This is a genomic window from Pseudoalteromonas sp. APC 3358, from assembly GCF_030408075.1.
Taxonomy (GTDB): domain Bacteria; phylum Pseudomonadota; class Gammaproteobacteria; order Enterobacterales; family Alteromonadaceae; genus Pseudoalteromonas; species Pseudoalteromonas arctica.
The window spans coordinates 118,960-142,937 of sequence record NZ_JASDCE010000012.1 but is presented as its reverse complement, the minus strand read 5'-3'; the positions used below and the strand labels follow the sequence as shown (position 1 = coordinate 142,937).

The following is a 23,978-nucleotide window of genomic DNA, read 5'->3' as shown; positions in this document are numbered from 1 at the left end:
AAACGGCTAATATTACCGGAGAAAAGAAAGCGAAAAGCTTATCCGCGAACGGTGCTCGCAAAGACACAAAAATATCCAGTTAGGTATAAACGAAAAAACACCACTCGTTCTTAAACGAGTGGTGTTAAGCCTAGCGCTGGGTTTTTTATTGCCTCTAATACCAATCTGCATAAATCTTTAAGCAATTTAACGAATTAAATCACACTATAACGATGTTAAATAGACCCCATATATAAGCAAATTGGTACAAACACCACCTTATTTCGCCACATTTTAAATACATAATGAATACAAATATTTAATGTTATTAGAATATTTATTTAACCACGCTTTATTTTTGCTGTGCTAATTTTGTTAGTAGGTACCTAAAACCTTGCTGTGGCGCCGCAGCATTTAATTAAAAATAAGGTCCAATATGAAAAGTAAACTAACTAAACTGCAAAATAATGCTGATGTAGATATGACCTCGATGTTAGACATAGTGTTCATATTACTAATTTTCTTTATTGTAACTACATCTTTTGTAAAACCTGTGGCTATTGAATTAAACCGACCACTCGACAGCCCTCAAATAGATAAGCCTGTTAAAAATGCTTTATTTAGAATTGATGAAAGTAACGGAATATATTTTTCAGGGAGGTTAATTGATTTAGAGCAAGTTGCGACTAATTTAGCGATGTTCGCGGCTAAATATGAAATAAGTTCGGTACTTATAACCGCAGACGAAAACAGTACACATAATACTTTAATGAGTGTAATGAATAATATTAAGCAATACGATGATTATTCAATAAGTTTGATTTCTAAATAAAACAGCCCAATATAAAACTAAAAAAAGGGCCTTACGGCCCTTTGAGTTAAATAACGAAAGGGAGGTTACTTAACCTAAATTCTGGCTAATAAATCTATCTCTAGCAGCTATTGTCAGCGTTAACTGCGTTGAATTTAATTGCAATAGGCCAGCTATTGACGCATAAATTCGCCTTGTTTTCACTGAAAATCTCTGGCTAGAGAAATCAAAGTTTAAATATCTTAACCAGAGTTCAGGTTAGTAATTAAAAACGGTATTCTGCGCCTACGTAGTAGTAAGCTCCGTTAAATCCAAATGGAGCAGAACGACGTGAGTAGTCAAACACACCTGAGCTACTTATTACTGTGTTGCCACTAGCATCCACAATAGTACCTGAGCGAGAGTTACCTATTTCGTTTTTATCTGGGTAAACATCAAACAAGTTATTTGCACCAATATTTACCGACAAATCTTCAGTAACGAAGTAGTTAACTTTAACGTCAGTTAAAATTTCTGCGCCATACGTTTGACGACCACCATCTTCTACTGTGTACTCACCAAAGCGATTAAGAGACAGGTTAACTGTCCAATCGTCACGTTGATAAAGCGCACTTAAGTTAATACGATCCTCTGGTTGCCACTCTTCAATAATAGAGATGTCTTCAGCTGAAAATATATCTTCTACGTTTACTGTCTCAAGGCTTGAGCCAGCAGGCGAAAATAACGATACAACATCTGTTTTAGTAAAGTTAGCTGCAAGTGTAAAATCAAGCGTGCCGCCTAAACCTTCAGTGTTCCACGTTGCTACAAAATCAACACCACGAGTTTCTGTATCAGCACCATTTAAGAAGAACTGACCTACGCCAGCACCCGCACTATTTAGTGCAGCATCAAGGCTTGTAGATAAACCTTTACCTAAGCGGTCACTAATTACAATACGGTCGTCAATATCAATTGAGTAGTAATCAACGGTTACATTAATATTATCTGTAACGTTATATACAATACCTAAACTACGGTTTTGTGATTTTTCTTCTTTAAGCTTTGGAATACCTAAGCTTTGCGCAAGTGTTGAATCATTTCTAAATGTACCAACCTCTTCTGCAACTAAATTACCATTAGTACCAACAACAAATTGCGTACTTACGTTATTAAAGTAAAGCTGCTGCATTGAAGGCGCTCTAAAACCTGAGCTTAATGCACCACGTAGTGAAATATCGTCGGTTACAGACCAGTTACCAGCAAGCTTAAAGTTTACTGTATCACCAAAGCCTTTGTAGTTATCGTAGCGAAGTGCACCCGATAAAATTACATCTTCAATCACATAAGCTTCTGCATCTATGTAAAATGAAATTACATCACGCGATTCATCAACTGATGACGCAGGAGCTGAACCACCAAAACCTTGTGAACCACCTGATGCATCTTCAGAACCAACACCACCACTTAAGCCGTTGTAAATACTTACACCGTTGGTTGTATCGTAATCGCGGTATGCGTACTCATTACCTTCTAAAATGCGATATTCGTCAGTACGGATTTCTGCACCCATTGCTAAAGAATAATCATCAAAGTTTTGCGTAAAATCAATATTGATTGTTTGCAGTGATAATTCCATGCCGTAAGCGTACGCTTCACGTGGGATAGTTGTACGAATATCAGCAGCACTTAAACCTTGGTCATAACGTAAAAAGTTAGCGTATGAGGCATTGATAGTGTCACTTGTCGTGTAATCAATGCTGTTTTCACCATAGGTGTATGATAAATCAAGGCTTGCATCGTTATCAAACTCAGTTTTATAACCAAAGTTGTACGAGATATCGTCGATAGTTGTATTAATTTTTGGTAAGAAACCTAGCGGAATCGTCGCATCATTATCTTGTAGTACTGGGTTACCACCTGAATTTGCATTATGACGGAAAAATGCAGCCGACTCATTTTCACGTGTTGAGTAAGTAATAAAGCCGTAAAGCTCGCCATCACCTAACTCGTAACCGGTATTAATTGTTAAACCAAACTGCTGAGAATCAGCATCACCAATTCTGAATGTATCACGATCGGCTGTCAGCTCACGCGGATCGCCAGCAAGTAAAGTGCCGTCACTTAGTTCTGTACAACCATAAAACTGACAAGAGCCATGTAAACCTGCACGGTTAGTCGGTGCACGGTCACGGTAATTGATAGTTGTATTTAAATAACCGTCATCACCTAGCGCAAAGCCTTTATTAAAATCAAGGTTAATGGTTTCGCCATCGCCTTCAGAATATTGACCGTAGTTAATAGCCGCTTTGCCACCTTCGCTACCATCTTTAAGCACAATATTAATAACACCTGCAATTGCATCAGAACCATACTGAGCAGCAGCGCCATCACGTAATACTTCAATGCGTTTAATTGCAGAGGCTGGAATTGCATTCATGTCAGTACCTGCGGTACCACGCCCAACAGAGCCATTAATATGAATAATACTTGCTTGGTGACGACGTTTGCCGTTAATTAACACCAATGTTTGATCGGGGCCCAAACCGCGAAGTGTCGCAGGTCTTAAAGCATCAGTACCGTCACTAATTGCAGAGCTTGAAAAGTTAAATGAAGGGGCGATAGACTGTAGCATACGACCAACTTCTGTTTGGCCCGTATTTTCAAGCGCTTCTGCACTTAAGATATCTACTGGAACGGGTAAATCTTCAACTGAACGTCCTGCTACACGGCTACCGACAATAGCAATTTTTTCAATTTTTTCTTGAGCGACTTCTTCTGCTGCGTTTACACCTTGCGAATTTACTGCAAGTAAAGCTGGTAATACTGCTGCACTGACCGCTGAAAGCTTCATCATGTTGTTATCATTCCTGTTGATTTGTTTGAGTTTTATACTCAGTAAACCATTTTGATCAACAACCGCATCGAGTTCAGTCCCACCTAATAATGCCTCTAGAGCATCTAGCTGAGTGTAAAATCCATAAACTGAATTTGCGTCATACTGCTTTGCCAACTCATAAGAAAACACCACGGTTTGCTCTGTTTGTTTAGCATATTCAATTAAGGCTTTGTCTGCTCGCTGCGCTTTTATATCAAATTGCACCATTTGCCCAGTGGTTTGAGTTGCTGCTTGTACACTCAAGCTAAAAATAGCCGGTACAAGCACACTAAATCCACTCAATAAATGCGTTTGGTTACTGCGCAACTTATATAAACAGCTGACAAACAAAAATCCTCTATGGTTTTGTTTCTTTTTTTTAATATTTTTTTTACGTTCAATCTTTATTGATGCAACTTTATCTAACATTAGTTTGATTTGCATAACGTCTACTTATGATTCTGTATAGTGTTTTAGCGTTACTACATGCTCACCTAAACGCTCATGATCAATCGAAAAATTAGTTTGTAAACTTTCTAGTAAACCTTCAACGTCACCCGCTTTAAATACCCCAGCTACTTTAATACTGGCAAGCTCGGCTGATGAAAGCTCAAAACGTGTGGCGGTATAGCGACTTACTTCATTTAAAGCATCGCTTAGCTCTTCTCCATTAAAAATAAGCATGCCATTTTGCCATGCCAAATCGCGTTGTACGTCGTTCATTGAAAGCTGGGTAATTGGCTTTGTAACACTCTGCTCTATAATTACTTTTTCGCCTGAGGTAACAATATTGGCATTAATTAGACGAATTTTTTGCGTGCTGTTATCTGCAAGCTGATAATCTTTAAAGTCATTTGCATCAACCGCTACACTAGGGTCGGTGATCATCACTTTGCCTTCGGTAACAACAAGCTCTAAATCTGATGAGGTATTACGCTGTACATTAAACACGGTACCGAGTGCGGTAAAGCTTTTGTCGCCGGCCATAACACTAAACGGACGCGTGGCATCTTTTGCTACATTAAAACGCCCTTCTCCTCGACTAAGTAACAACTGCCTGCGGCCTTTGCTATAAGCAACTTCTAGTAAGCTATTAGTATTAAGCTGCACTATAGTGCCATCTGGCAACACATACGTTGCTTGCTCGCCTACTTTTGTTTTGTAAATTTTAGTGTAATTAACTTTTGCAAGCTCTTGGTTATAGCCATTTTCTAAATTAATTAATAAGTAGCTGCATACCATTAGTGCTGCAAATAAACTCGCTGCAATTGAGTAAGAAAACATCCACTTATTTTTTGATGCTTTAGTATTGTTGCGCTGAGGAAATAAATGACTTAATTCGTTTAATACCGAAAGCTCATCCCAAAGCTGAGCAAGCTCGTATATAGAGTCTTGATGGGCGATGCTTTGCATCATCCATAATTTAAATTGCTCTTTTTCATCATCAGTTAAACCACGATCAATCGCGCTTATCCAATCACATGACTTTTCTAAAATTAAATCTTTTGAATTAAATTGATGAACATTACTCATTCTGCGACCCTCTTAACTGAGATAGGGTGTGCTTGAGCTTTAGGGTTTGTTTGAGGGCTTTGCTCATGTTCACGCATGTACAACATGGTTTGTAACAACCCTTTGGCAATGTGTTTTTCAACAGTGCTTTGGCTTAACTGCATTTGGTCTGCGATCTCTTTTTGGCTCATGCCGTAAACTTTTTTTAATATAAAGCATTTACGAATCGATGAGCTTAGTTGCTCAGTAGCTCTACAAAAAAGTAAAAAGCGCTCTTTAGATGTATATTCATCCTCAAGCTTCATTGATTTAAGTAATACGGGTAATTCGTTATCGTTTTCTAACGAATCATTAAATTTGTTGTCCCACTTAGCTATATGGTTAAGTGCTAGGTGTTTTGCTGTTTTAAGCATGTAACTGCGGGTAAACTGTATATCTTGCTTTAAATCAGCTTCGTAGCTTTTTACAAAAGTTTCTTGCACAATATCTTCTACATCGTCGGGTTGAACAATGCGCGATACAAAACGTTTGAGCTGTTTAGATATATCAACAAATGTTGACGTGAATTTTACTTTTTTCGTCATCCTTAACATCCACCTGTTGTTATTTTTATTATTAGGGCGTTTTGGCCTTTCGTGGTTGAATTTGCAGCAGTACGTTTGGTATTTAGGCAAGGCAGAGCCTATGTAGTGTGGTTATTCCCCATAAATAGGTGATAACGCAGCATAAATACCAAACATGCGCTGCCCTTTGAGCTCGATCTAGGGACGATTAACTCTTTGTTGCTCGGTTTTGACTTAGCCCGCTAGGTTACAAACCTCGCGCCGCGATTAAATCGACCCTAGATTGAACAAATTTCAATCCACAAAGGTCAACACGCCCCATTAGATTACGAGTTTTTGATATAAAAACAAGCTCAAATGTTAATTCTGGGTTATTTAAATGGATAGGAAGATAAATGAGTAAATTTTTAGATTATATCCGACTTAGTTTCTTTGCATTCGGTTTACTACTTGGAGTGCAAATTCCTGCATTTGTAAGCGATTTTGGCCAAGCATTATCAGCCCAATTAATTGAAGCTAATAATGCCATTGCGCCTTTTAAAAGCGATGCAGCTAAGTATTTTAATAATGATTTAAATAAGCTAATTAAACACTATAAAAATATTGATGATGGGATTGTGAATAAAGGTGCAAGTAATATCAGTACACTTTACACACGACAACAAGACTTACAAATCGCTGTAAATAGGTTTGCGCAATCTCCATATATTTTTACTATGATCAGTGGCATGAGCGATGTAAAGCAACAAGTGTGGCAACGCTTCGAAGGTCAAATCATTTTAAAAAAAGACTCTATTATAGCCGCTATTATTGCAGCTATTATAGTTGCCCTACTTGCCGAGCTTACTGGTTATTTGTTTTTAACTGGAGTAAAACGCTCATTTAAACGCTTATTCGCAGCTCAAAAATAGTGATTTCATAAAGTCATAAAATACATCGGTTTTGCGGGTAGTTAAGCTATTTTGCGGACGCAAAAACCAAACTGGTGCATCATCTTGTGCCATTACGCCGGGCATAACTTCAACTAAAATGCCATTTTTAATATCTTCATAAATAGCTATCATTGATTTAATTGCAATGCCATGACCTGCAATGGCTGCTTGAGTCATATTGTCGGAATTAGAAATAGTAAAGCGTGTTCTTGCATTAAAAGTATGTGTTTTACCTTGTTCATCAAAAAGCTTTAATTGGCGCTGCCACGGCAGGCAAACCCAATAGTGTTCGCTCAATTGAGCTAAGCTCTTAGGCATGCCATATTTTTTTATGTAGCTAGGAGCTGCGCAAAGTATACGTTTGTTGTTTACTATTTTTCGTGACAGTAAACCGGAATCATTTAATTGTCCTACACGAATTGCCACATCTTGTGCGTCATCAACCACATTTACAAAATGATCAGTAATTAAAAAATCAAGTTTTAGTTCAGGATAGGCCTGCTCTAACTCGTTAAGCCTGGGCATTACGTATTTTGAAAAAATCCAAGGGGGCATAGTCACGCGTAATAAACCACTCACCGATGAACTACGCGCACCAATACTATGCTCAGCGTCGTGCAACGCCTCCATTATAGCGCCAACTCGCGTATAAAATATTTCACCTGCGGGAGATAACCGTACTCGTCGGCTATCTCTAAAAACAAGTACTGTTGCAAGCTCACGTTCTAATTTACTTAAGCGATGGCTTACCGTTGCAGGCGATAAACGCTGCTCTCGCGCAGCAGCAAGCACCCCTTTATTTTCAACTACTGCTATAAATGTTTCTAGGTCGCTTAAATTATACATAAAGATGCCATTGTGCACTTTTCAATGTTTAACATTTTCGAATGAAGCTTTCAGTTTTGCAATGTTTATTTAAATATGTAAAACACTATAATTGCAAATAGTCTAATTATTGAGGTTCAATCATGAGTTTAAAAGCGCAAATAGATGCCTATAACGTACAAAAAGATGCCAAGTTACCGGCTGACGTTTTAGCATTAATGAACACTACAAACGAAGAGCTTATTGCACAGCATATTAAAGACAATGCGTTGCAAATTGGTCAAAAAGTAGAAAACTTCAGCCTAGCCAATCATAAAGGCGAAAACATTGAGCTTGCGGATTTATTAAAAAAAGGCCCGGTAATTATTAGCTTTTATCGTGGTGGCTGGTGCCCATATTGTAATTTAGAGCTAAAAGCACTTAATGACTACTTACCGCGATTTAAAACTCAAAATGCTCAGTTAGTCGCAATATCACCACAACTGCCTGATGAAACTCTCTCAACTGCACAAAAAAACGATCTTGAGTTTGACGTGCTTTCAGATGTTAGTAATAAAGTAGCTGAGCAATTTGGTTTATTGTTTACACTTGATGAGCGTATTCAAGCGTTGTACACACAATTTGGTATTGATTTTGAACACTACTATGGCGATAAAAGCTTTAAATTGCCGCTACCGGCTACTTATGTGATAAACCAAGAAGGTGTTATTACATACGCATTTTTAAACGAAGACTACACCCTACGCGCAGAACCTACTGATGTTATGGCAGCACTTGAATCGGAGAATAACTAATGTCTATCTTAAAATCGTTAAAAACACTTACTCTTTCACTACTTGTAGGCACAAGCCTTGTATCTGGTTATGCAGTCGCTGATGAACCAAAAGAACAAACAAAGCCCAAAGTGCTTATTTTTGATGTAAACGAAACCCTACTTGATTTAACGTCAATGCGTACCTCTATTGGTAAAGCACTAGGCGGACGTGAAGATTTATTACCACTGTGGTTTTCAACTATGTTGCACCATTCATTAGTAGATACAGTAAGCGGTAGTTATCACGACTTTGGGCAAATCGGTGTGGCGTCACTCCTTATGGTTGCTCAAAACAACAATATTGATATTACAAGTGAACAAGCTAAAACAGCTATTGTTACGCCTCTTTTAACGCTTCCTCCACACAGTGATGTTAAAGAAGGACTGGCAAAACTTAGAGCACAGGGCTATAAATTAGTAAGCCTTACAAATTCTTCAAATAAAGGTGTAAAGGCACAGTTTGAAAGCGCTGGTTTAATGTCTTACTTTGATGCACGTTACAGCATTGAAGATATTAAAATTTACAAACCAGACTTACGTGCTTATGAATGGGTACTTAAAAAGCTAAATGTAGCACCAAATGAAGCAATGATGGTTGCAGCTCATGGCTGGGATGTTGCTGGCGCAAAAGAAGCGGGCTTACAAACCACTTTCATTGCACGCCCAGGTAAAGCACTTTATCCATTAGCTAAAAAACCAGATCACGTTGTGAAAGATTTACATGAATTAGCCGCTCTACTTAAATAAGTATGCGCTGATGAATCAATACCCAAGCGGTCAATGTTAGGATGACATTGGCCGCTTTTTTATACCTAACCCTAATAATTTAGAATTTTAGTGTATTTATTTTCATAAAAAACATGTTAAAAAATTGAATGTAAACAAAGCATTTAGCCCGCTATGAGTTACTTTATCTGCTAGCAATTTAGTACTCACAACGCTACTATTAAATAAATACGTGGTGGAGAACATAATGAATAGTGAAAGATTAGGTGAGTTTGAGCAGTACTTTCAAATTAATGAAAGTATAAGAGTGAATTTATTCGCCGTATCGAACGGACAAGTTCCTAAATCGCAGCTTGAGCTAGAAGACGATATCCCCCCACTATTTAGATTAGCAAATGAAGTAAGTGAACTTGAGCAAAGCTCGTTACGACCACTGCGTAACCTAGGCGATATAGCACAAGAGCTAGCTACATTTTTACAAGCGCAGTCACGTAAAATAGATTTAATAATGAGCCATATTTTGGCCTCAGAACAAGCCCAAGATAATGCAATACAATGTGATAGCTACGGCGGTGGCGGTATTCGCTTTACATCACCCGAAGTACACTCAATTGGCCAAGCATTTAGAACAAAACTGTTTTTGCACCACGAAGCCTCTGCGGTTTATTGTTACACCGAAGTTGTGGCAGTAGAAAAACAAGATAGCGAGCATTATCAATACACCCTACTCTTTACCGCAATTAGAACCACTGACCAAGAACTTATTGTTAGAGCAAGTTTACATGCTCAAACCCGCCAACTTAAAAAACGTCAAGAACTTGATCAAAACCAAGCCGATCTAAACAGTGATAATTAGCTGACATCTTTATGTAAAATGCTAAACTAGCGTCATCTTAATTAGTATATAAAATTCATGAACTTTAGACTTTTACCAGAATGGGCCGAGCAAGACGCTGTTATGCTTACATGGCCTCATAAAGACACAGATTGGGCTAATAATTTAGCACGTGTAGAACCTGTATATATTGAGCTTGCTAAGCATATAACAACGCAGCAACAGCTTGTTATTGTGGCGCATAACAGTGCCTTAAAAATGCATATTACAGCATTGCTAAATAGCGCTAACATCTCTCTTAATCGTGTTCATTTTGTAGTAACGCCTACCAACGATACCTGGGCGCGCGATCATGGCCCGCTTACTTGCGCTGCTATTGATTCACCAGAGCAACTAAAAGTATATGATTTTACTTTTAATGGTTGGGGCAATAAATTTGAAAGCGCATTAGACAATCAAATTAATCGTACTTTGGTAAAAGAGCTAAGTAGCACAAACAACCAATATCAAGCGCTCAATATGGTACTTGAAGGTGGCGGTATTGAAATAAACGAGCATGGTGTGTTGCTAACAACCAGCGAATGTTTGCTTAACAAAAACCGTAACCCAGATTTAAACCCTGCTGACATAGAAGTACTTTTAAAAGAGCACTTGGGAGCAACACGTTTTTTATGGGTTGATCATGGCTATTTAGCGGGTGATGACACCGACAGCCACATTGATACCTTAGTCCGCTTTGCTCCAAATAATACCCTTGTATATGTACAGTGTGACGATAAAACTGATGAGCACTTTAGCGCACTTGATGCAATGGAAAAACAACTAAAAACCTTTAAAACTGCCGATAACACCCCATATAACTTAATTGAGTTACCGTGGCCAAAAGCCGCTTATGACGATGAGCAAACACGCTTACCGGCTACCTACGCTAACTACTTAATTATTAATAATGCTGTGCTTGTGCCAACGTATAATGATGCCAATGATGAACGTGCTCTAGCACAAGTTCAAAAAGCATACCCACAACACACTATTATTGGCGTTAATTGCCAACCAATAATTGAACAATTTGGCAGCCTGCACTGTATTACAATGCAATTACCTCGTGGATTTTTAGCTGGAGCAGCACAATGACAAGCCCTGCAAAATTAACCGTTGCGTTAGTGCAACAAAGCAATACCGATAACGCTCAGCACAATATGGCAAAATCGATGAGTGCCATTCGTGAAGCCGCTCAAAAAGGTGCAAAACTGGTTGTACTTCAAGAGCTACACCGAAGCCTCTATTTTTGCCAAACCGAAAATGTTGACGTATTTGATTTAGCCGAAACCATTCCAGGCCCTAGCAGTAACGCCTTAGGTGAGCTTGCTAAAGAGCTAAGCATTGTTATTGTGGCCTCTTTATTTGAAAAACGCGCTACGGGCCTTTATCACAACACCGCGGTTGTATTAGAACAAGATGGCAGTATTGCGGGTAAATACCGCAAAATGCATATTCCTGATGACCCTGGTTTTTACGAAAAATTCTACTTTACCCCAGGTGATATCGGTTTTGAGCCTATTCAAACCTCGGTGGGTAAATTAGGCGTGCTAGTATGTTGGGATCAATGGTTTCCTGAAGCTGCCCGCTTAATGGCAATGGCAGGCGCTGAAGTGTTAATTTACCCAACCGCTATTGGTTGGGATCCTAACGACGACATTGCTGAGCAAACTCGTCAAAAAGATGCGTGGGTTATTAGTCAGCGTGCCCATGCTGTTGCCAATGGTGTACCGGTAATTAGCTGTAACCGTGTCGGCCATGAAAGTGACCCAAGTGCGCAAAGCGATGGTATTGCGTTTTGGGGAAATTCGTTCATTGCAGGCCCACAAGGTGAATTATTAGCAGAGGCTAATAATACTGATGAGCAAATTTTAGTGGTTGAAATTGATCAAAAACGCTCAGAAAACGTAAGACGTATTTGGCCTTTCTTGCGTGACCGTAGAATTGATCACTATAAAGACCTAACAAAAATATACCGAGACTAAGTAAACTTAACTCAAGATGGCTCTTACTTGCTAAGAGCCAACTATAAATGGAGTAATAAATGGCGTTTGAGCAATGGGCAGCCTTGCCTTGGGTAAAATCTCAAAAAGATAAAATTCAATGGGGCCAGCTAAGCGGAAGTGGTTTAAGTATTGCCATTGCTGAAGGCGTTAAACAACAAGACAACTTAGTCTTGATTGTTACGCCTGATACACCAAGCGCACTGCGCCTTGAAACAGAATTAGAATATTTATTACCCGATAACCCAGTAATGGTATTTCCTGATTGGGAAACTCTGCCATACGATCACTTTTCTCCCCATCAAGATATTATTTCAGCCCGTTTAGCCACTTTAAACACCTTAAAAAAAGAACAACAAAGTGTGTTAATTGTGCCTGTATCTACCTTAATGTTGCGCACAGCCCCGGCCTCGTTTATTTACGGTTCAACAATAAACTTTAAAGTGGGCGACAAGCTAGACACACATAACTTTCGTGACAACCTAGAGCAAGCTGGTTATTTAAATGTTCAACAAGTAATGGAGCACGGCGAATACGCTATACGCGGCTCTATCGTTGACTTATATCCAATGGGCAGCCCGCATCCATTTAGACTCGATTTTTTTGATGACGAACTCGACACAATTCGCTTATTTGATGTAGAAACGCAGCGTTCTGATGAAAAAGTAGATAAAATTGAGCTACTTCCAGCGCATGAATTTCCTACTAACGACGCTGATATTGAACGTTTTAGAATAAGCTACCGCGAAAAATTTGGTGCAAGCTCGCAGCAAGACTCTGTATACATGCAAGTAAGCAAAGGTAACTGGCCTGCTGGTATCGAATACTACATGCCGTTGTTTTTTGAAAAGCTAGCGACTATTTTTGACTACTTGCCAGATACAACAACTGTTATGCAGCTAGGTGATTTAGAGCACGCGGCAGACACCTTTTGGCACGATGTAAATGTACGCTACGAAAACCGCAGAGTTGACCCACTTCGTCCATTACTTGAACCCAATGCGCTTTATCAGCCTATTGAAGAGCTGTTTTCTAATTTAGGCAATTTTGCACGTATTCGTTTATCTCTTGCAAAGCTTGGTACTAAAGCGGGCAATAAAAACTTAAGCGTTAGCGAGCTGCCTGCTATTCGAATTGATCATAAGCAGCATGAACCTTATGCCGCGTTTATAAATTATGTAGCAGAGCAAAAAAAGAAAAAAGGCCGCATATTACTCAGTGTTGAATCCGATGGTCGTCGCGAATCATTACTGAGCATTCTAAAACCAAGCGGTTTAAAATTTAAAGAATTTGAAACACTCGAACAATTTACAAAAAGCGCGAGTGATGTAGGTTTAATAGTAAGCCCGCTTGAACAAAGTGTCGTACTTGGTACTAAGCCCAGCCTTTCTATTATTACCGAGCAAGAGCTGCTTGGTATAAAAGTATCTCAGCGCAGACGCCGCAAGCACAAGTACGAAGCCAGCCAAGATGCGCTAATCCGTAATTTAGCAGAGCTCAAAGAAGGTCAACCTGTTGTGCATCTCGATCATGGTGTTGGCCGTTATCAGGGTTTGCAAACAATTGATGCTGCAGGTGTAGTTACTGAATTTGTAACAATTACTTACGCAAGTGAAGCTAAACTTTACGTGCCAGTATCTGCATTGCATATGCTTAGTCGTTACTCTGGCGGTGAAGAAGCCAGCGCCCCGCTACATAAGCTTGGCTCAGATGCATGGGAAAAAGCAAAAAAACGTGCGGCTGAAAAAGTTCGCGATGTAGCAGCAGAATTACTCGACATTTATGCACAGCGCCAAGCAAAACCGGGTAATAAGTTTACTCTAGACGCCCCTGCATATCGCCAATTTAGCGATAGCTTCCCGTTTGAAGAAACTGACGATCAGCGCAACGCCATAGAAGCGGTGTTAGGTGATATGCAATCAAAGCAAGCCATGGACCGCTTAGTGTGTGGTGACGTAGGCTTTGGTAAAACAGAAGTGGCCATGCGCGCTGCTTTTGTAGCGGTTAACGATGATAAACAAGTGGCAATTTTAGTGCCTACCACCTTGCTGGCTCAGCAGCACTATGAAAACTTTAAAGATCGTTTTGCTGATTTTCCTATTGAAGTTGGTGTACTTTCGCGCTTTAACTCCACTAAAGAGCAAAAAGACACGCTTGAAAAAATGGCAAACGGTAAGCTCGATATAGTTATTGGCACACATAAACTTATTCAGCATGACATTAAATTTAACGATTTAGGCTTACTCATTGTTGATGAAGAGCATCGCTTTGGTGTTCGCCAAAAAGAGAAAATTAAAGCCCTGCGTGCCGATGTAGACATACTCACACTAACTGCAACGCCAATACCGCGTACACTTAACATGGCCATGAGCGGCATGCGCGATTTATCAATAATCGCAACGCCACCGGCTAAACGTTTAGCGGTAAAAACCTTTGTACGCCAACGCGATGTAGAACTAATACGCGAAGCTGTACTACGTGAAATTAAACGTGGTGGCCAAGTTTACTTTTTGCATAACAATGTGGAAACTATTGACCGTGTTGCGCAAGAAATTAGTGAATGGGTGCCTGAAGCAAGCGTCACCTCAGCCCATGGTCAAATGCGCGAGCAAGAGCTTGAGCAAATAATGACTGACTTTTATCATCAAAAATACAACGTGCTGGTATGTACCACGATTATTGAGACCGGTATTGATGTACCAACAGCCAACACCATTATTATGGATAGAGCCGATAAACTTGGCCTTGCGCAATTACACCAATTACGTGGACGAGTTGGTCGAAGCCATCATCAAGCGTATGCCTATTTACTCACAGGTGACCCTAAAGCACTCTCTAAAGACGCGAGTAAACGCTTACAAGCAATCGAATCATTGGAAGATTTAGGCGCGGGTTTTGCCCTTGCTACACACGATTTAGAAATTCGTGGCGCTGGTGAGTTACTTGGCGACGATCAATCAGGTCAAATGCAAACAATCGGCTTTAGTTTATATATGGAAATGCTTGAGCAAGCCGTAAATGCGCTACGTGAAGGAAAAGAGCCAACGCTTGAAAATCTACTTAAAAAACAAACCGAAGTAGATTTAAAACTGGCTGCACTATTACCTGATGATTACATACACGATGTTAATGCACGCCTAGGTATGTACAAGCGAGTTGCTAGTTGTGCTAACCTTGATGATATGGATGAACTACAGGTAGAACTTATAGACCGCTTTGGTTTACTGCCTGATGCCGCTAAAAACCTATTTAGCCTACAATTATTAAAAATGCAGGCAAGTAATTTAGGGATAACAAAAATTGAGGCAAATCCAAAAGGTGGTTACTTTGAGTTTAGCCAAGATACTAAGGTTAACCCTAGCTTCATCATTGGTTTGATACAAAGTGCGCCTAAGGTGTACAAAATGGATGGCGCAAATAAACTGCGCTTTGCAATTAGTGAAGCTAACGCTCGCGAACGCTTAAAAATGGTCACTGCAATGATTGCAGATTTCGAAAAAAAGGTTAGCCATTAATGTTGCTAAAAAAATCGCTAGTTATTTTATGCTGCTTGTTTAGCAGCACTGCATTTGCAGAACGCTGGTTTGAGGTTGAGGTGCTTGTATTTAAGCAGCGCCCTGCTCCGTATTTGCAAGAAGATTTTACACTTAAGCACAAAGCTATTGAGGATAAAAACTCTCTAGATTTAATGACACCTCTTTATACAGAGCAAGCAATGCAAGCCTGTATAGATGGTGATGAGCGTTTTCAAAAACGCTCTTTTACCGACTCATTAGTTAATTCAAACCCACAATCGGGTGTATGCGGTGACAGTACAAACTACCTACAAAGCTACGATGAGCTACCTGTAACACCTCTAGCACCCGCTAAAGATGATATGCAGCAAACTTATTTATTAGCGCCAGAACAACTGCAATTTAAAGCGCAGTACCGACAGCTAGATCGCAAAGGATTAACACCTATTCTACATACTGGCTGGCGCTTTGAAGGCGCAAGTAAATCGCGTGCTCCAAGTATGCATTTAATAGCAGGTAAACACCTTAAAAGTGATTCCAACGTAACCCCTAGCTATTCAAATCCTGATTTTGTAAGTTTATTAAACTCACAACCTGAACTGTTTAACGACCCAAACCAATCAAAAGCAGAATGGGAACTAGACGGTTTATTTAAGATACACTTACGACATTATTTATACATTACAGCTAATTTTGATATTAGCCAAAAACTAGAAAATGGCGATATAGAGTCAGCCCGCTTTTCTCAGTTTAGACGTGTAATAAGTGGTGAAGTACATTACTTTGACCACCCACGAATGGGCATGATCGTCCAAATCAGAAAATTCAAACATTAATACTAAGTAGGATATAACAATGAAAAAACTCCTTATCATCGCAGCTACACTAAGCCTTGCGGCTTGTTCTAAGGTAAGCCTTGAGAGTTACGAAAAAATCAAAGTAGGTATGGATAAGACTGAAGTTGAAACCATTTTAGGAAGTGCAGATAATTGTGTTGAAAAAACACTGCATACTAATTGTGTGTGGGGCGACGAAGCAAAAAATATCGAGATCACGCTAGTATCAGACAAAGTAACTTTATATAGTAAACATGGTTTAGCTAATAAATAAATTTAAAAAAGGGATTGATTTTATCGGTCCCTTTTTTAATTACTAAAATTCATTTTTTGGAGTAGATAAGCTCAATATTAACGATTTTACTACGATTTAACGTTATTTTATAGCGTTGGTAAAGTGTTCTATCTTCCTCAGTTAGCACAAGCACCATGTTAAGTTGGTAGCGCCGTTCAACCGCCTGCTTAGATATTTTATTACTATCTAAATGATATAACTTCCCTTCACCACGTTTTAGATAACGTGCAAATGGCGCAAGACTAAATTGTAGCGTGTGCTGCAGTGTATCGTAACCGGGTAAAAATTCTTTCGCACTAACACGTGTCTCACTTGCAAAGTGTAACCACTGCGCGGCTTGTTTATTTTGCTGTCTACGTTTTGAAAAAATAGATTTGACTTCTTTAGGTATCCTTTTAAAGCGCATGTATTCAAGCCAAATTAGCTGACTCGCTATTTTGTCTTTGGTAATACTATTTTTAAAACTAAATCGCCACTTAGGTCGCCCTTGTACAATAGCTCGCCAGATCATACGTGTAATGTCTTCTTTAAATATTTCACGTAGCCCGTAAATAACCCCTAAAATTAAAATAAGCGTCGCGGTGACTTCAGTAAACGTTGAGCGGGCATTAAGTATCACAACCATCACAAATGCCATGATAACAGCTGTTACAGTGCCTTTAACTAATCGTTTAAGGTAGCTGTTAAGAAAACGCGTTTGGCGCTGTAATATAACGCCATGCTCAATTAAACGTTGTAACAAGCGCATTTTATTTGTTATTCGATTTGCGTCTTGCATAGTGGTTTCAGAATTGTAGCTTTTCTCTGCTCGGTACGTATTTTCGTTTTTACAAAACTGCAGTAAATCGTTACGCTCTTTTGCATAATCGCTACTACGTGGGCCTTCATCTAAAAGCTTTAAAAATGATTGCTCAACATGCCAACTTAAATAGTTGTCAGCATTGGTAAAAAATGGAAGTAGTTTTTCGTCATCTGGCGTGTAGCGACGCAGCTTTTTTAAAAGCCCTTCACTTTGTTCATATACTTCGTTAGCGCGTTTATAAAAGTCTTCTGCTTCATCAATTTTTAACGCGTCTTTAATGTCGGCATCAAGGGCTAAACGGACTTGGTAACAAAATAAATTAAGGTTTTGACGGTAATCTTGCTGCTCACCTTTGTTTTTACTCACAAAACGGCTTCGTACTAATGGCAAGTGTATATTGTTAGCGTTGTATGCTAAATGTGATTTAAAGTGGTTATTAAAGTAAGATTCTTCGGTAAGCGTTTGCGGATTAATCCCCATTTCATTAGGGATAGAAAAATACAGATCTATGCGCTGTTCAGAACGAGGAGTTAGCTCTGGTTCAATGACAAAAGATAAGTTTTCATCTTGTTTTAACAATCAGTTCTCCTTCTAAAATATCGTTTTAGTGTACTTGTCTCCTTTGTTTTGTTCAATAAAAAAGGCTCAGTAAATACTGAGCCTTAATACGATTAATGTGCTAGTTAAAACTTGTAGTTTACACTTGCAAAAACACGTGAACCAATTACATCATAAACTTCTGGAACAGTACCCATATCGTTACCACCTAATACTTTCTCAGGCTCTTTATCGAAAATGTTGTTCATGCCACCAGTAAATCGTAATGCATCATTCAAGTTGTAGCTCATTGAAATATCGTGGTAAATAACGTTGTCAGTACTAAAGTTTTCACCGTAGTAGTCACCATCCATTCCACGAAGGAATCTTGCGTTATAAAGGATATTTAATGAATCAGTTAGATCGTAATTAACTGAAAGGTTAGACTTTATTTTAGAGTAACCACCGATGTTGCCATCAATAGTACCTGTGTAATTAATGTCATCTTCTTCGAACTTAATTAAATAAGTTGTATCAAGGTTTATACGGTAGTTATCTGCAGAGTAGCTAATATTCCAATCAACACCCGACGTTTCTTGAGAACCTACGTTAGTTAGTGCTGAACTTAGGTTAGATAAGTCACCAGATTGTGTGATGTTTACTGATGAACATGATTCTGAGTCACCTGCAAAACAGCTATTCATTTCGTTTTGAACATCTAAGCGAGTAATCGCATTAGTAATATCAAACTTCCAGTAATCTAGAGTTGTTGATAAACCGTCAGCTACTTCCCAAACCATACCAAAAGTGAAAGAGCGACTTTCTTCGGCTTTAAGATCGTTATCACTTGTGTAGTTTACAAGTATTTGAGCATCTTGTTCGTTGCCCCATGGATCAGCTAGGTAATCGTACGAACCTGAGTTACCACCAAACAGTTCTGATACGTTTGGTGCTCTAAAGCCAGTAGCTAATACAGAACGAACCATAAACTCTTCAGTTACATTCCACGTTGCACCAAGTTTCCACGTTGTTTCGCCACCAAAGGTAGAGTAGTTATCGTAGCGAGCAGCACCTTCAAGGGTAACAGTCTCTAATACCGGCATAGATGTTTCAAAGTAGATAGACTGTACTGAGAAATCACCTTCAGTTGGATCTTGTTGTGCAGCTGTGCTCTCACCAAGCTGAGTAATTAGATCTGGTGTGTAGTAACCACTTTCAAAGCGGTTTTCTACACCGATTGCGTAACCAATATCACTTTCTGTTACTGCGCTATAACCAGCTGAAAGAATAAATTGCTCGTTACCACCTTCGTTTGACTCAGTATAAATTGAATCGTTAGATGTTAATAAGCTACGATCTAAAGAATCACCGCTGAACCAAAGAGCTTGGTTTGCATAAATGCTTTCTTCAACTCGACTTGCATTAATTGAGTTTTGAACTTTATCTTTTGAGTCATTACGACCGTAAGTTGCACTTACATCCCAGCTTGCATCGTTATCTAGTAAACCTTGTAATGCAACAGATACACGGTAAGTGTCAGTTTCTTGCTCATAAATACGAGGACCAGCATCAACCATTCTTCTTCTGTACTCTAAAGAGTCAGCAAGATCGCCTGTATCTGCGTCACGGAAGCTATCTGTGTAAGTTGAATCCAAGCTAGAAGTACTTAAATCAATACTTGCTGGTTGTGGTGCAAGTTGTTGATTAGATTCACGACGTGTATACATCAAATCAACATTAAATGTAGTGTCTGAGTCTAGCTCTTTGTCAAAACTAGTAAATAAGCTGTATAGCTCATTAGGTGTTTGAGCATAGCTTGATGTTGTGAAGTCGTATGAAGTAGTTCTATCTGCAAAAACACCATTACCCTGGTAAGTTCTGCCGCCCAGTGTTCCTTCAGGGATAAATGAAGACTCGCCAGGCTCTACAAAACGACGATCCGACTGAATTACTTCACCACGGTTTGAGTATTGAGCACCAACAACTAAGTTGCCATCGGCAATATTCATTCCGTGTAATAAACTAACACCGTAGTTATTGCCATCACCTTTTGTAGTGCGGCTGCCTTCAACGTTTAACTCTGAACCTTCAAAATCTTTCTTTGTTATGATGTTAACAACACCAGCAATAGCATCAGAGCCATATACTGCAGACGCGCCGTCTTTTAAGATTTCGATAGATTTGATCATTGCTACAGGAATGGTATTTAAATCAACAGAAGAATCTGCGCCAGTACCTGAAGAAACCATACGACGACCGTTTAGGAGTACTAACGTACGTTGTGAACCCATACCACGTAAGTTTACTGTTGCTGAACCGCCAGAACCATTATTACTTGAAGCGCCTAAGCTAATACCAGCAGCTGATGGCTGAGTAGAAAGTATATCAGCAACAGATGTGAAACCACTTTTTGCAATGAAGTCATCACCGATAACTGTGATTGGGCTTGCTGTTTCCATATCAGTACGGTTAATACGAGAGCCCGTCACCTGAATTTTTTCAATTGATGTAGCTGCTTCGTCAGCCGCTAAAACTTGCACACTTGAGAACATTGGTATTGCTGTAATTACAGCTAAGCCAAGAGTTGATTTTTTCATGAAAGAACCCTACTTGTTGAAGTTTACCTTTATTGGTAATGCTCACTTGTTATAAGAATAGTGAGTCAGATGGGCAACTTAGGCGCTTTTAACTGAACGAAAACTTAACGCCAGTACATTTCTTATCAACCAACAAAATAGAACAACTCTTTTGGGGACATACGTTACAACTTGTTTCATTGTTAATGAATAAATACATTTAAATATCAATAGCATAAATAATTTAAGATACTTAAATAACACAGTTGAAACCAAACTGGTCAACTTTGTAATTCAATGTAACTAATCGAATTATGTACCAAATTCAGATAAATTAACAAGTTAATCACAGCAAATTATTAAAACCGCAAAACTAAATGTTAATTACTAACCGAATTTACGCATGTTTGGTGCTTAAATAGCTTTATTTGACTACTTTGCGGTTTTTTTGATTAGACTTTTTGTTCAGCCACAATTAAAACTGTGTCTTTATTGAATTAGTTTCATATTATAAAAACTTAATTGGCTACTTGATTCAAATAGCAGTTTTAGTGATCTTCTCGCTTAAATAATCGTATGGATAACAATGCAAATTGCTAATGGTAAATGGATTGCATGAAAGTTAGGTATTAAGCCTAATACGTTACATAAAAAGAGTAATTTAGTGTTTGTATTAAAGAGGTTGTATTATCTTTAACTGTTAGCTCTAAATTCCAGAGCATATTTTGCTCAGAACAAATGCCAACCATGGTATCACTTTGCCAAAGGCCATCATGTTTTTTAAATTGCTGAGGAATGTAACCCATATACATAGTAATGCCTTTAAGCTTGGCATCTTCAATTGTAAGGTTTGTTGGCAAATCACTAAAAATAGTAAATGGAGTTTCGGGAGAAAGGGTTTTCTCGCTTAACCATACTTTAACATCATTTGAAAAAGTACAAGGCAAATTGGCTGTGCATGTGACATTTTCTAGAAACTTTTCATCTGTATTTTTGGAAAAATCACATGCTGTTAATAAAAAAAATACCGCCGTGAATAAACTTAATCTAAATATAAGCATAACAATTTCGCACTAAAGAAAAACAAATACTAATAATCGCGACTGCAAATAACAAGTGCGAGTGTTACTATTAAGCCAAATTAGGCACAAACTGTATCAAAAAATAAACAACAAGCTCACAAACATTGATTGATGTCATAATTTTATGTAATTGACCTATCTTTTTTAGGCCAAAAAATTTATCATTTCACCCGCAAAAAATAAGGGTTTCTCAAGTTTTTTTTCTGAAGCTTTCATGTATTGAAAGTTTTAGATAACACGCTTGAGAAAATAGTAGGCCCCACTTTTAAAGGTGGGTAATTCATTTCTAAACGCATTTATTGCAGCGGAAGCCAGAAAATGAGCCAAACAGTAGCATCACAAACTGAGTATAACTATAAGGTTGTACGCCAATTCGCTATTATGACAGTGATTTGGGGCATCGTTGGCATGAGTATTGGGGTTCTGATTGCTGCCCAATTAGCTTGGCCAGCACTTAACTTTGATACACCATGGTTAACTTACTCTCGACTACGTCCGTTACACACGAACGCAGTAATTTTCGCATTTGGTACCAGTGCACTTTTTGCGACGTCTTATTACGTCGTACAACGTACTTGTCAAACGCGTCTTTTCTCAGACAAACTCGCCGCCTTTTCTTTTTGGGGCTGGCAGCTAGTTATTGTATTAGCAGTAATTACATTACCACTCGGTATTACTAGCTCAAAAGAATATGCAGAACTTGAATGGCCAATCGATATTTTAATCGCTGTGGTTTGGATTGTTTACGCTATTGTATTCTTTGGTACTTTAATCAAGCGTAAAGTGTCGCACATCTATGTTGCTAACTGGTTCTATGCTGGCTTTATTATTACTGTTGCAGTACTACACATTGTAAACAGCATGGCAGTGCCTGTGTCGTTAACTAAATCATATTCAATCTACGCTGGTGCGGTAGATGCTATGGTTCAGTGGTGGTACGGTCATAACGCTGTAGGTTTCCTACTTACTGCTGGTTTCTTGGGTATGATGTATTACTTTGTACCTAAACAAGCAGGTCGTCCAGTGTACTCATACCGTTTATCGGTAGTTCACTTTTGGGCTCTAATTTCATTATATATCTGGGCTGGTCCTCATCACCTTCACTACACAGCGCTTCCTGATTGGACGCAAAGTTTAGGTATGGTTATGTCTATTATCCTATTTGTACCGTCTTGGGGTGGTATGATTAACGGTATTATGACGCTATCTGGCGCGTGGCATAAACTACGTACTGATCCAGTACTACGCTTCTTAGTTGTTTCATTGTCTTTCTACGGTATGTCTACGTTTGAAGGTCCAATGATGGCAATTAAATCTGTAAATGCGTTATCTCACTATACAGATTGGACAATCGGCCACGTACACTCAGGTGCACTAGGTTGGGTTGCTATGATTTCAATTGGTGCTATTTACCACTTAATTCCTGCGTTATTCGCGCAAGGTCGTATGTATAGCGTTAAATTGGTTAATACCCACTTCTGGTTACACACTGTAGGTGTTGTTTTATACATTGTTGCAATGTGGATCTCTGGTGTAATGCAAGGTCTAATGTGGCGTGCAGTGAATGCTGACGGTACATTAATGTACAGCTTTGTGCAGTCTTTAGAAGCGTCGCATCCTTTCTATATCATGCGCTTTGTAGGCGGTGTATTCATCGTAACGGGTATGTTAGTTATGGCTTATAACGTTTACCGCACTATTTCAGCTGAGAAAGAATCTCTGAAACTAGACGCGCAAGCACAATTAGCATAACGGAGTGAGATGATGAGCAAGAAAAATTCACAAAACAAACATGAAATAGTAGAAAAGAACGTTGGCCTTATGGCTATTCTGACTGTTTTTGCTATTAGCTTCGGCGCGTTAGTTGAGATCACTCCGCTAATGTTTCAAGACGATACAACTAAACCAGTGGAGGGTTTACGCCCTCTTAACGCTTTAGAAATGGAAGGCCGCGACCTTTACGTACGTGAAGGTTGTTCTAACTGTCACTCACAAATGATTCGTCCTTTTCGTGATGAAGTTGAGCGTTATGGTCACTACTCTGTAGCAGGCGAATCAGTATGGGATCATCCGTTTTTATGGGGTTCTAAACGTACTGGTCCTGACTTGGCTCGTGTTGGTAAGCGCTACTCGGACGATTGGCATTATGCTCACTTAGTTGATCCACGTGCTGTGGTTCCTGAGTCAAACATGCCAGGCTTTCCTTGGTTAGCAGAGAATACGGTTGATACAAGCCTTACTCTGAAAAAACTACAACTTTTCCGTGATACTTTTGCTATTAACCCAGAAAACCCAAAACATCCGGGTTTAGGTTATGGCGATGATGCAGAGCTTCAAGCAGATGTTGATAAAGTTAATGCTATGAATGATGGCAAAGGCGCAACAGAAATCCAAGCTCTCATCGCGTATTTACAGCAACTTGGTACCCACTTGAAGTAA

19 protein-coding genes are annotated in these 23,978 nt (G+C 39.0%); 12 read left to right on the top strand and 7 right to left on the bottom strand.

Annotation, left to right across the window (positions count from 1 at the left end):
• Positions 1-415: 415 nt before the first annotated feature.
• Positions 416-811, top strand: coding sequence for a biopolymer transporter ExbD (locus tag QL995_RS17305; RefSeq protein WP_197151223.1), 396 nt, complete (start codon positions 416-418; stop codon positions 809-811).
• 244 nt (positions 812-1,055) lie between these two features.
• Here QL995_RS17305 and QL995_RS17300 read toward each other — a convergent pair whose 3' ends face one another.
• Genes QL995_RS17300 through QL995_RS17290 form a run of 3 tightly spaced genes read right to left on the bottom strand, consistent with a single transcriptional unit; the run spans position 1,056 to position 5,743 of the window.
• Positions 1,056-4,091: a TonB-dependent receptor gene (locus QL995_RS17300; RefSeq protein WP_290294706.1), complete on the bottom strand. Its 3,036-nt coding sequence runs from the start codon at positions 4,089-4,091 to the stop codon at positions 1,056-1,058.
• Between the two features lie 9 nt (positions 4,092-4,100).
• The gene (locus tag QL995_RS17295) at positions 4,101-5,180 is read right to left on the bottom strand and encodes a FecR domain-containing protein (protein WP_290294705.1); all 1,080 of its coding nucleotides are present in this window, start codon (positions 5,178-5,180) and stop codon (positions 4,101-4,103) included.
• Complete coding sequence (locus QL995_RS17290; RefSeq protein ID WP_002961494.1) at positions 5,177-5,743, bottom strand: RNA polymerase sigma factor; 567 nt, start codon at positions 5,741-5,743, stop codon at positions 5,177-5,179. The genes QL995_RS17295 and QL995_RS17290 overlap by 4 nt, the downstream gene beginning before the upstream one ends.
• A 374-nt stretch (positions 5,744-6,117) precedes the next feature.
• On the opposite strand from QL995_RS17290, the gene QL995_RS17285 reads away from it, so the two are divergent.
• Complete coding sequence (locus tag QL995_RS17285) at positions 6,118-6,633, top strand: DUF2937 family protein (RefSeq protein ID WP_010554075.1); 516 nt, start codon at positions 6,118-6,120, stop codon at positions 6,631-6,633.
• On the opposite strand, the gene QL995_RS17280 is transcribed toward QL995_RS17285, so the two are convergent.
• Positions 6,613-7,500, bottom strand: coding sequence for a LysR family transcriptional regulator (locus QL995_RS17280; RefSeq protein WP_010554074.1), 888 nt, complete (start codon positions 7,498-7,500; stop codon positions 6,613-6,615). The two genes, QL995_RS17285 and QL995_RS17280, sit on opposite strands and share 21 nt — an antisense overlap.
• Before the next feature lie 122 nt (positions 7,501-7,622).
• Here QL995_RS17280 and QL995_RS17275 point away from each other — a divergent pair, with 122 nt between their 5' ends.
• From QL995_RS17275 to QL995_RS17240, 8 genes are all read left to right on the top strand, one after another.
• Positions 7,623-8,273, top strand: a complete 651-nt coding sequence (locus QL995_RS17275; RefSeq protein ID WP_290294704.1) for a peroxiredoxin-like family protein — start codon at positions 7,623-7,625, stop codon at positions 8,271-8,273.
• Positions 8,273-9,040 carry a haloacid dehalogenase type II gene (locus QL995_RS17270; RefSeq protein WP_010554072.1) on the top strand — a complete coding sequence of 256 codons (768 nt, stop codon included), beginning with the start codon at positions 8,273-8,275 and terminating at the stop codon, positions 9,038-9,040. The genes QL995_RS17275 and QL995_RS17270 overlap by 1 nt, the downstream gene beginning before the upstream one ends.
• 226 nt (positions 9,041-9,266) lie before the next feature.
• Positions 9,267-9,875 carry a PilZ domain-containing protein gene (locus QL995_RS17265; protein ID WP_024594380.1) on the top strand — a complete coding sequence of 203 codons (609 nt, stop codon included), beginning with the start codon at positions 9,267-9,269 and terminating at the stop codon, positions 9,873-9,875.
• Between the two features lie 57 nt (positions 9,876-9,932).
• Positions 9,933-10,988: an agmatine deiminase family protein gene (locus QL995_RS17260; RefSeq protein WP_290294703.1), complete on the top strand. Its 1,056-nt coding sequence runs from the start codon at positions 9,933-9,935 to the stop codon at positions 10,986-10,988.
• A complete protein-coding gene (locus QL995_RS17255) occupies positions 10,985-11,878 on the top strand; it encodes a carbon-nitrogen hydrolase (RefSeq protein WP_024608294.1) in 894 nt (297 codons plus the stop codon). Before QL995_RS17260 ends, QL995_RS17255 begins: the two co-directional genes overlap by 4 nt.
• 59 nt (positions 11,879-11,937) lie before the next feature.
• Positions 11,938-15,411, top strand: a complete 3,474-nt coding sequence (gene mfd / locus QL995_RS17250; protein WP_169060089.1) for a transcription-repair coupling factor — start codon at positions 11,938-11,940, stop codon at positions 15,409-15,411.
• Entirely contained in the window at positions 15,411-16,247 is an 837-nt protein-coding gene (locus tag QL995_RS17245; protein WP_165722269.1) for a peptidoglycan binding protein CsiV, read from the top strand. The genes mfd and QL995_RS17245 overlap by 1 nt, the downstream gene beginning before the upstream one ends.
• Positions 16,248-16,266: 19 nt before the next feature.
• Positions 16,267-16,521 (top strand): hypothetical protein, encoded by a 255-nt coding sequence (locus QL995_RS17240; RefSeq protein WP_010554066.1) that lies wholly within the window; start codon positions 16,267-16,269, stop codon positions 16,519-16,521.
• Positions 16,522-16,570: 49 nt separating this feature from the next.
• Here QL995_RS17240 and QL995_RS17235 read toward each other — a convergent pair whose 3' ends face one another.
• From QL995_RS17235 to QL995_RS17225, 3 genes are all read right to left on the bottom strand, one after another.
• Positions 16,571-17,923: a hypothetical protein gene (locus QL995_RS17235; RefSeq protein ID WP_290294701.1), complete on the bottom strand. Its 1,353-nt coding sequence runs from the start codon at positions 17,921-17,923 to the stop codon at positions 16,571-16,573.
• Positions 17,924-18,027: 104 nt separating this feature from the next.
• Positions 18,028-20,478 (bottom strand): TonB-dependent receptor, encoded by a 2,451-nt coding sequence (locus tag QL995_RS17230; protein ID WP_290294700.1) that lies wholly within the window; start codon positions 20,476-20,478, stop codon positions 18,028-18,030.
• 614 nt (positions 20,479-21,092) lie between these two features.
• Entirely contained in the window at positions 21,093-21,518 is a 426-nt protein-coding gene (locus QL995_RS17225) for a hypothetical protein (protein ID WP_290294699.1), read from the bottom strand.
• 339 nt (positions 21,519-21,857) lie between these two features.
• Here QL995_RS17225 and ccoN point away from each other — a divergent pair, with 339 nt between their 5' ends.
• Positions 21,858-23,291, top strand: a complete 1,434-nt coding sequence (gene ccoN / locus QL995_RS17220; protein WP_007585649.1) for a cytochrome-c oxidase, cbb3-type subunit I — start codon at positions 21,858-21,860, stop codon at positions 23,289-23,291.
• Positions 23,292-23,303: 12 nt separating this feature from the next.
• Positions 23,304-23,978, top strand: coding sequence for a cytochrome-c oxidase, cbb3-type subunit II (gene ccoO, locus QL995_RS17215; protein WP_010554062.1), 675 nt, complete (start codon positions 23,304-23,306; stop codon positions 23,976-23,978).

Coding starts and splice junctions, on each gene's coding strand:
- QL995_RS17305 (WP_197151223.1), top strand. CDS start 416: ATGAAAAGTAAACTAACTAAACTGCAAAATAATGCTGATGTAGATATG.
- QL995_RS17275 (WP_290294704.1), top strand. CDS start 7,623: ATGAGTTTAAAAGCGCAAATAGATGCCTATAACGTACAAAAAGATGCC.
- mfd (WP_169060089.1), top strand. CDS start 11,938: ATGGCGTTTGAGCAATGGGCAGCCTTGCCTTGGGTAAAATCTCAAAAA.
- QL995_RS17300 (WP_290294706.1), bottom strand. CDS start 4,091: ATGCAAATCAAACTAATGTTAGATAAAGTTGCATCAATAAAGATTGAA.
- QL995_RS17285 (WP_010554075.1), top strand. CDS start 6,118: ATGAGTAAATTTTTAGATTATATCCGACTTAGTTTCTTTGCATTCGGT.
- QL995_RS17270 (WP_010554072.1), top strand. CDS start 8,273: ATGTCTATCTTAAAATCGTTAAAAACACTTACTCTTTCACTACTTGTA.
- QL995_RS17255 (WP_024608294.1), top strand. CDS start 10,985: ATGACAAGCCCTGCAAAATTAACCGTTGCGTTAGTGCAACAAAGCAAT.
- QL995_RS17225 (WP_290294699.1), bottom strand. CDS start 21,518: ATGCTTATATTTAGATTAAGTTTATTCACGGCGGTATTTTTTTTATTA.
- QL995_RS17230 (WP_290294700.1), bottom strand. CDS start 20,478: ATGAAAAAATCAACTCTTGGCTTAGCTGTAATTACAGCAATACCAATG.
- QL995_RS17280 (WP_010554074.1), bottom strand. CDS start 7,500: ATGTATAATTTAAGCGACCTAGAAACATTTATAGCAGTAGTTGAAAAT.
- QL995_RS17240 (WP_010554066.1), top strand. CDS start 16,267: ATGAAAAAACTCCTTATCATCGCAGCTACACTAAGCCTTGCGGCTTGT.
- ccoN (WP_007585649.1), top strand. CDS start 21,858: ATGAGCCAAACAGTAGCATCACAAACTGAGTATAACTATAAGGTTGTA.
- QL995_RS17245 (WP_165722269.1), top strand. CDS start 15,411: ATGTTGCTAAAAAAATCGCTAGTTATTTTATGCTGCTTGTTTAGCAGC.
- QL995_RS17260 (WP_290294703.1), top strand. CDS start 9,933: ATGAACTTTAGACTTTTACCAGAATGGGCCGAGCAAGACGCTGTTATG.
- QL995_RS17295 (WP_290294705.1), bottom strand. CDS start 5,180: ATGAGTAATGTTCATCAATTTAATTCAAAAGATTTAATTTTAGAAAAG.
- QL995_RS17265 (WP_024594380.1), top strand. CDS start 9,267: ATGAATAGTGAAAGATTAGGTGAGTTTGAGCAGTACTTTCAAATTAAT.
- ccoO (WP_010554062.1), top strand. CDS start 23,304: ATGAGCAAGAAAAATTCACAAAACAAACATGAAATAGTAGAAAAGAAC.
- QL995_RS17290 (WP_002961494.1), bottom strand. CDS start 5,743: ATGACGAAAAAAGTAAAATTCACGTCAACATTTGTTGATATATCTAAA.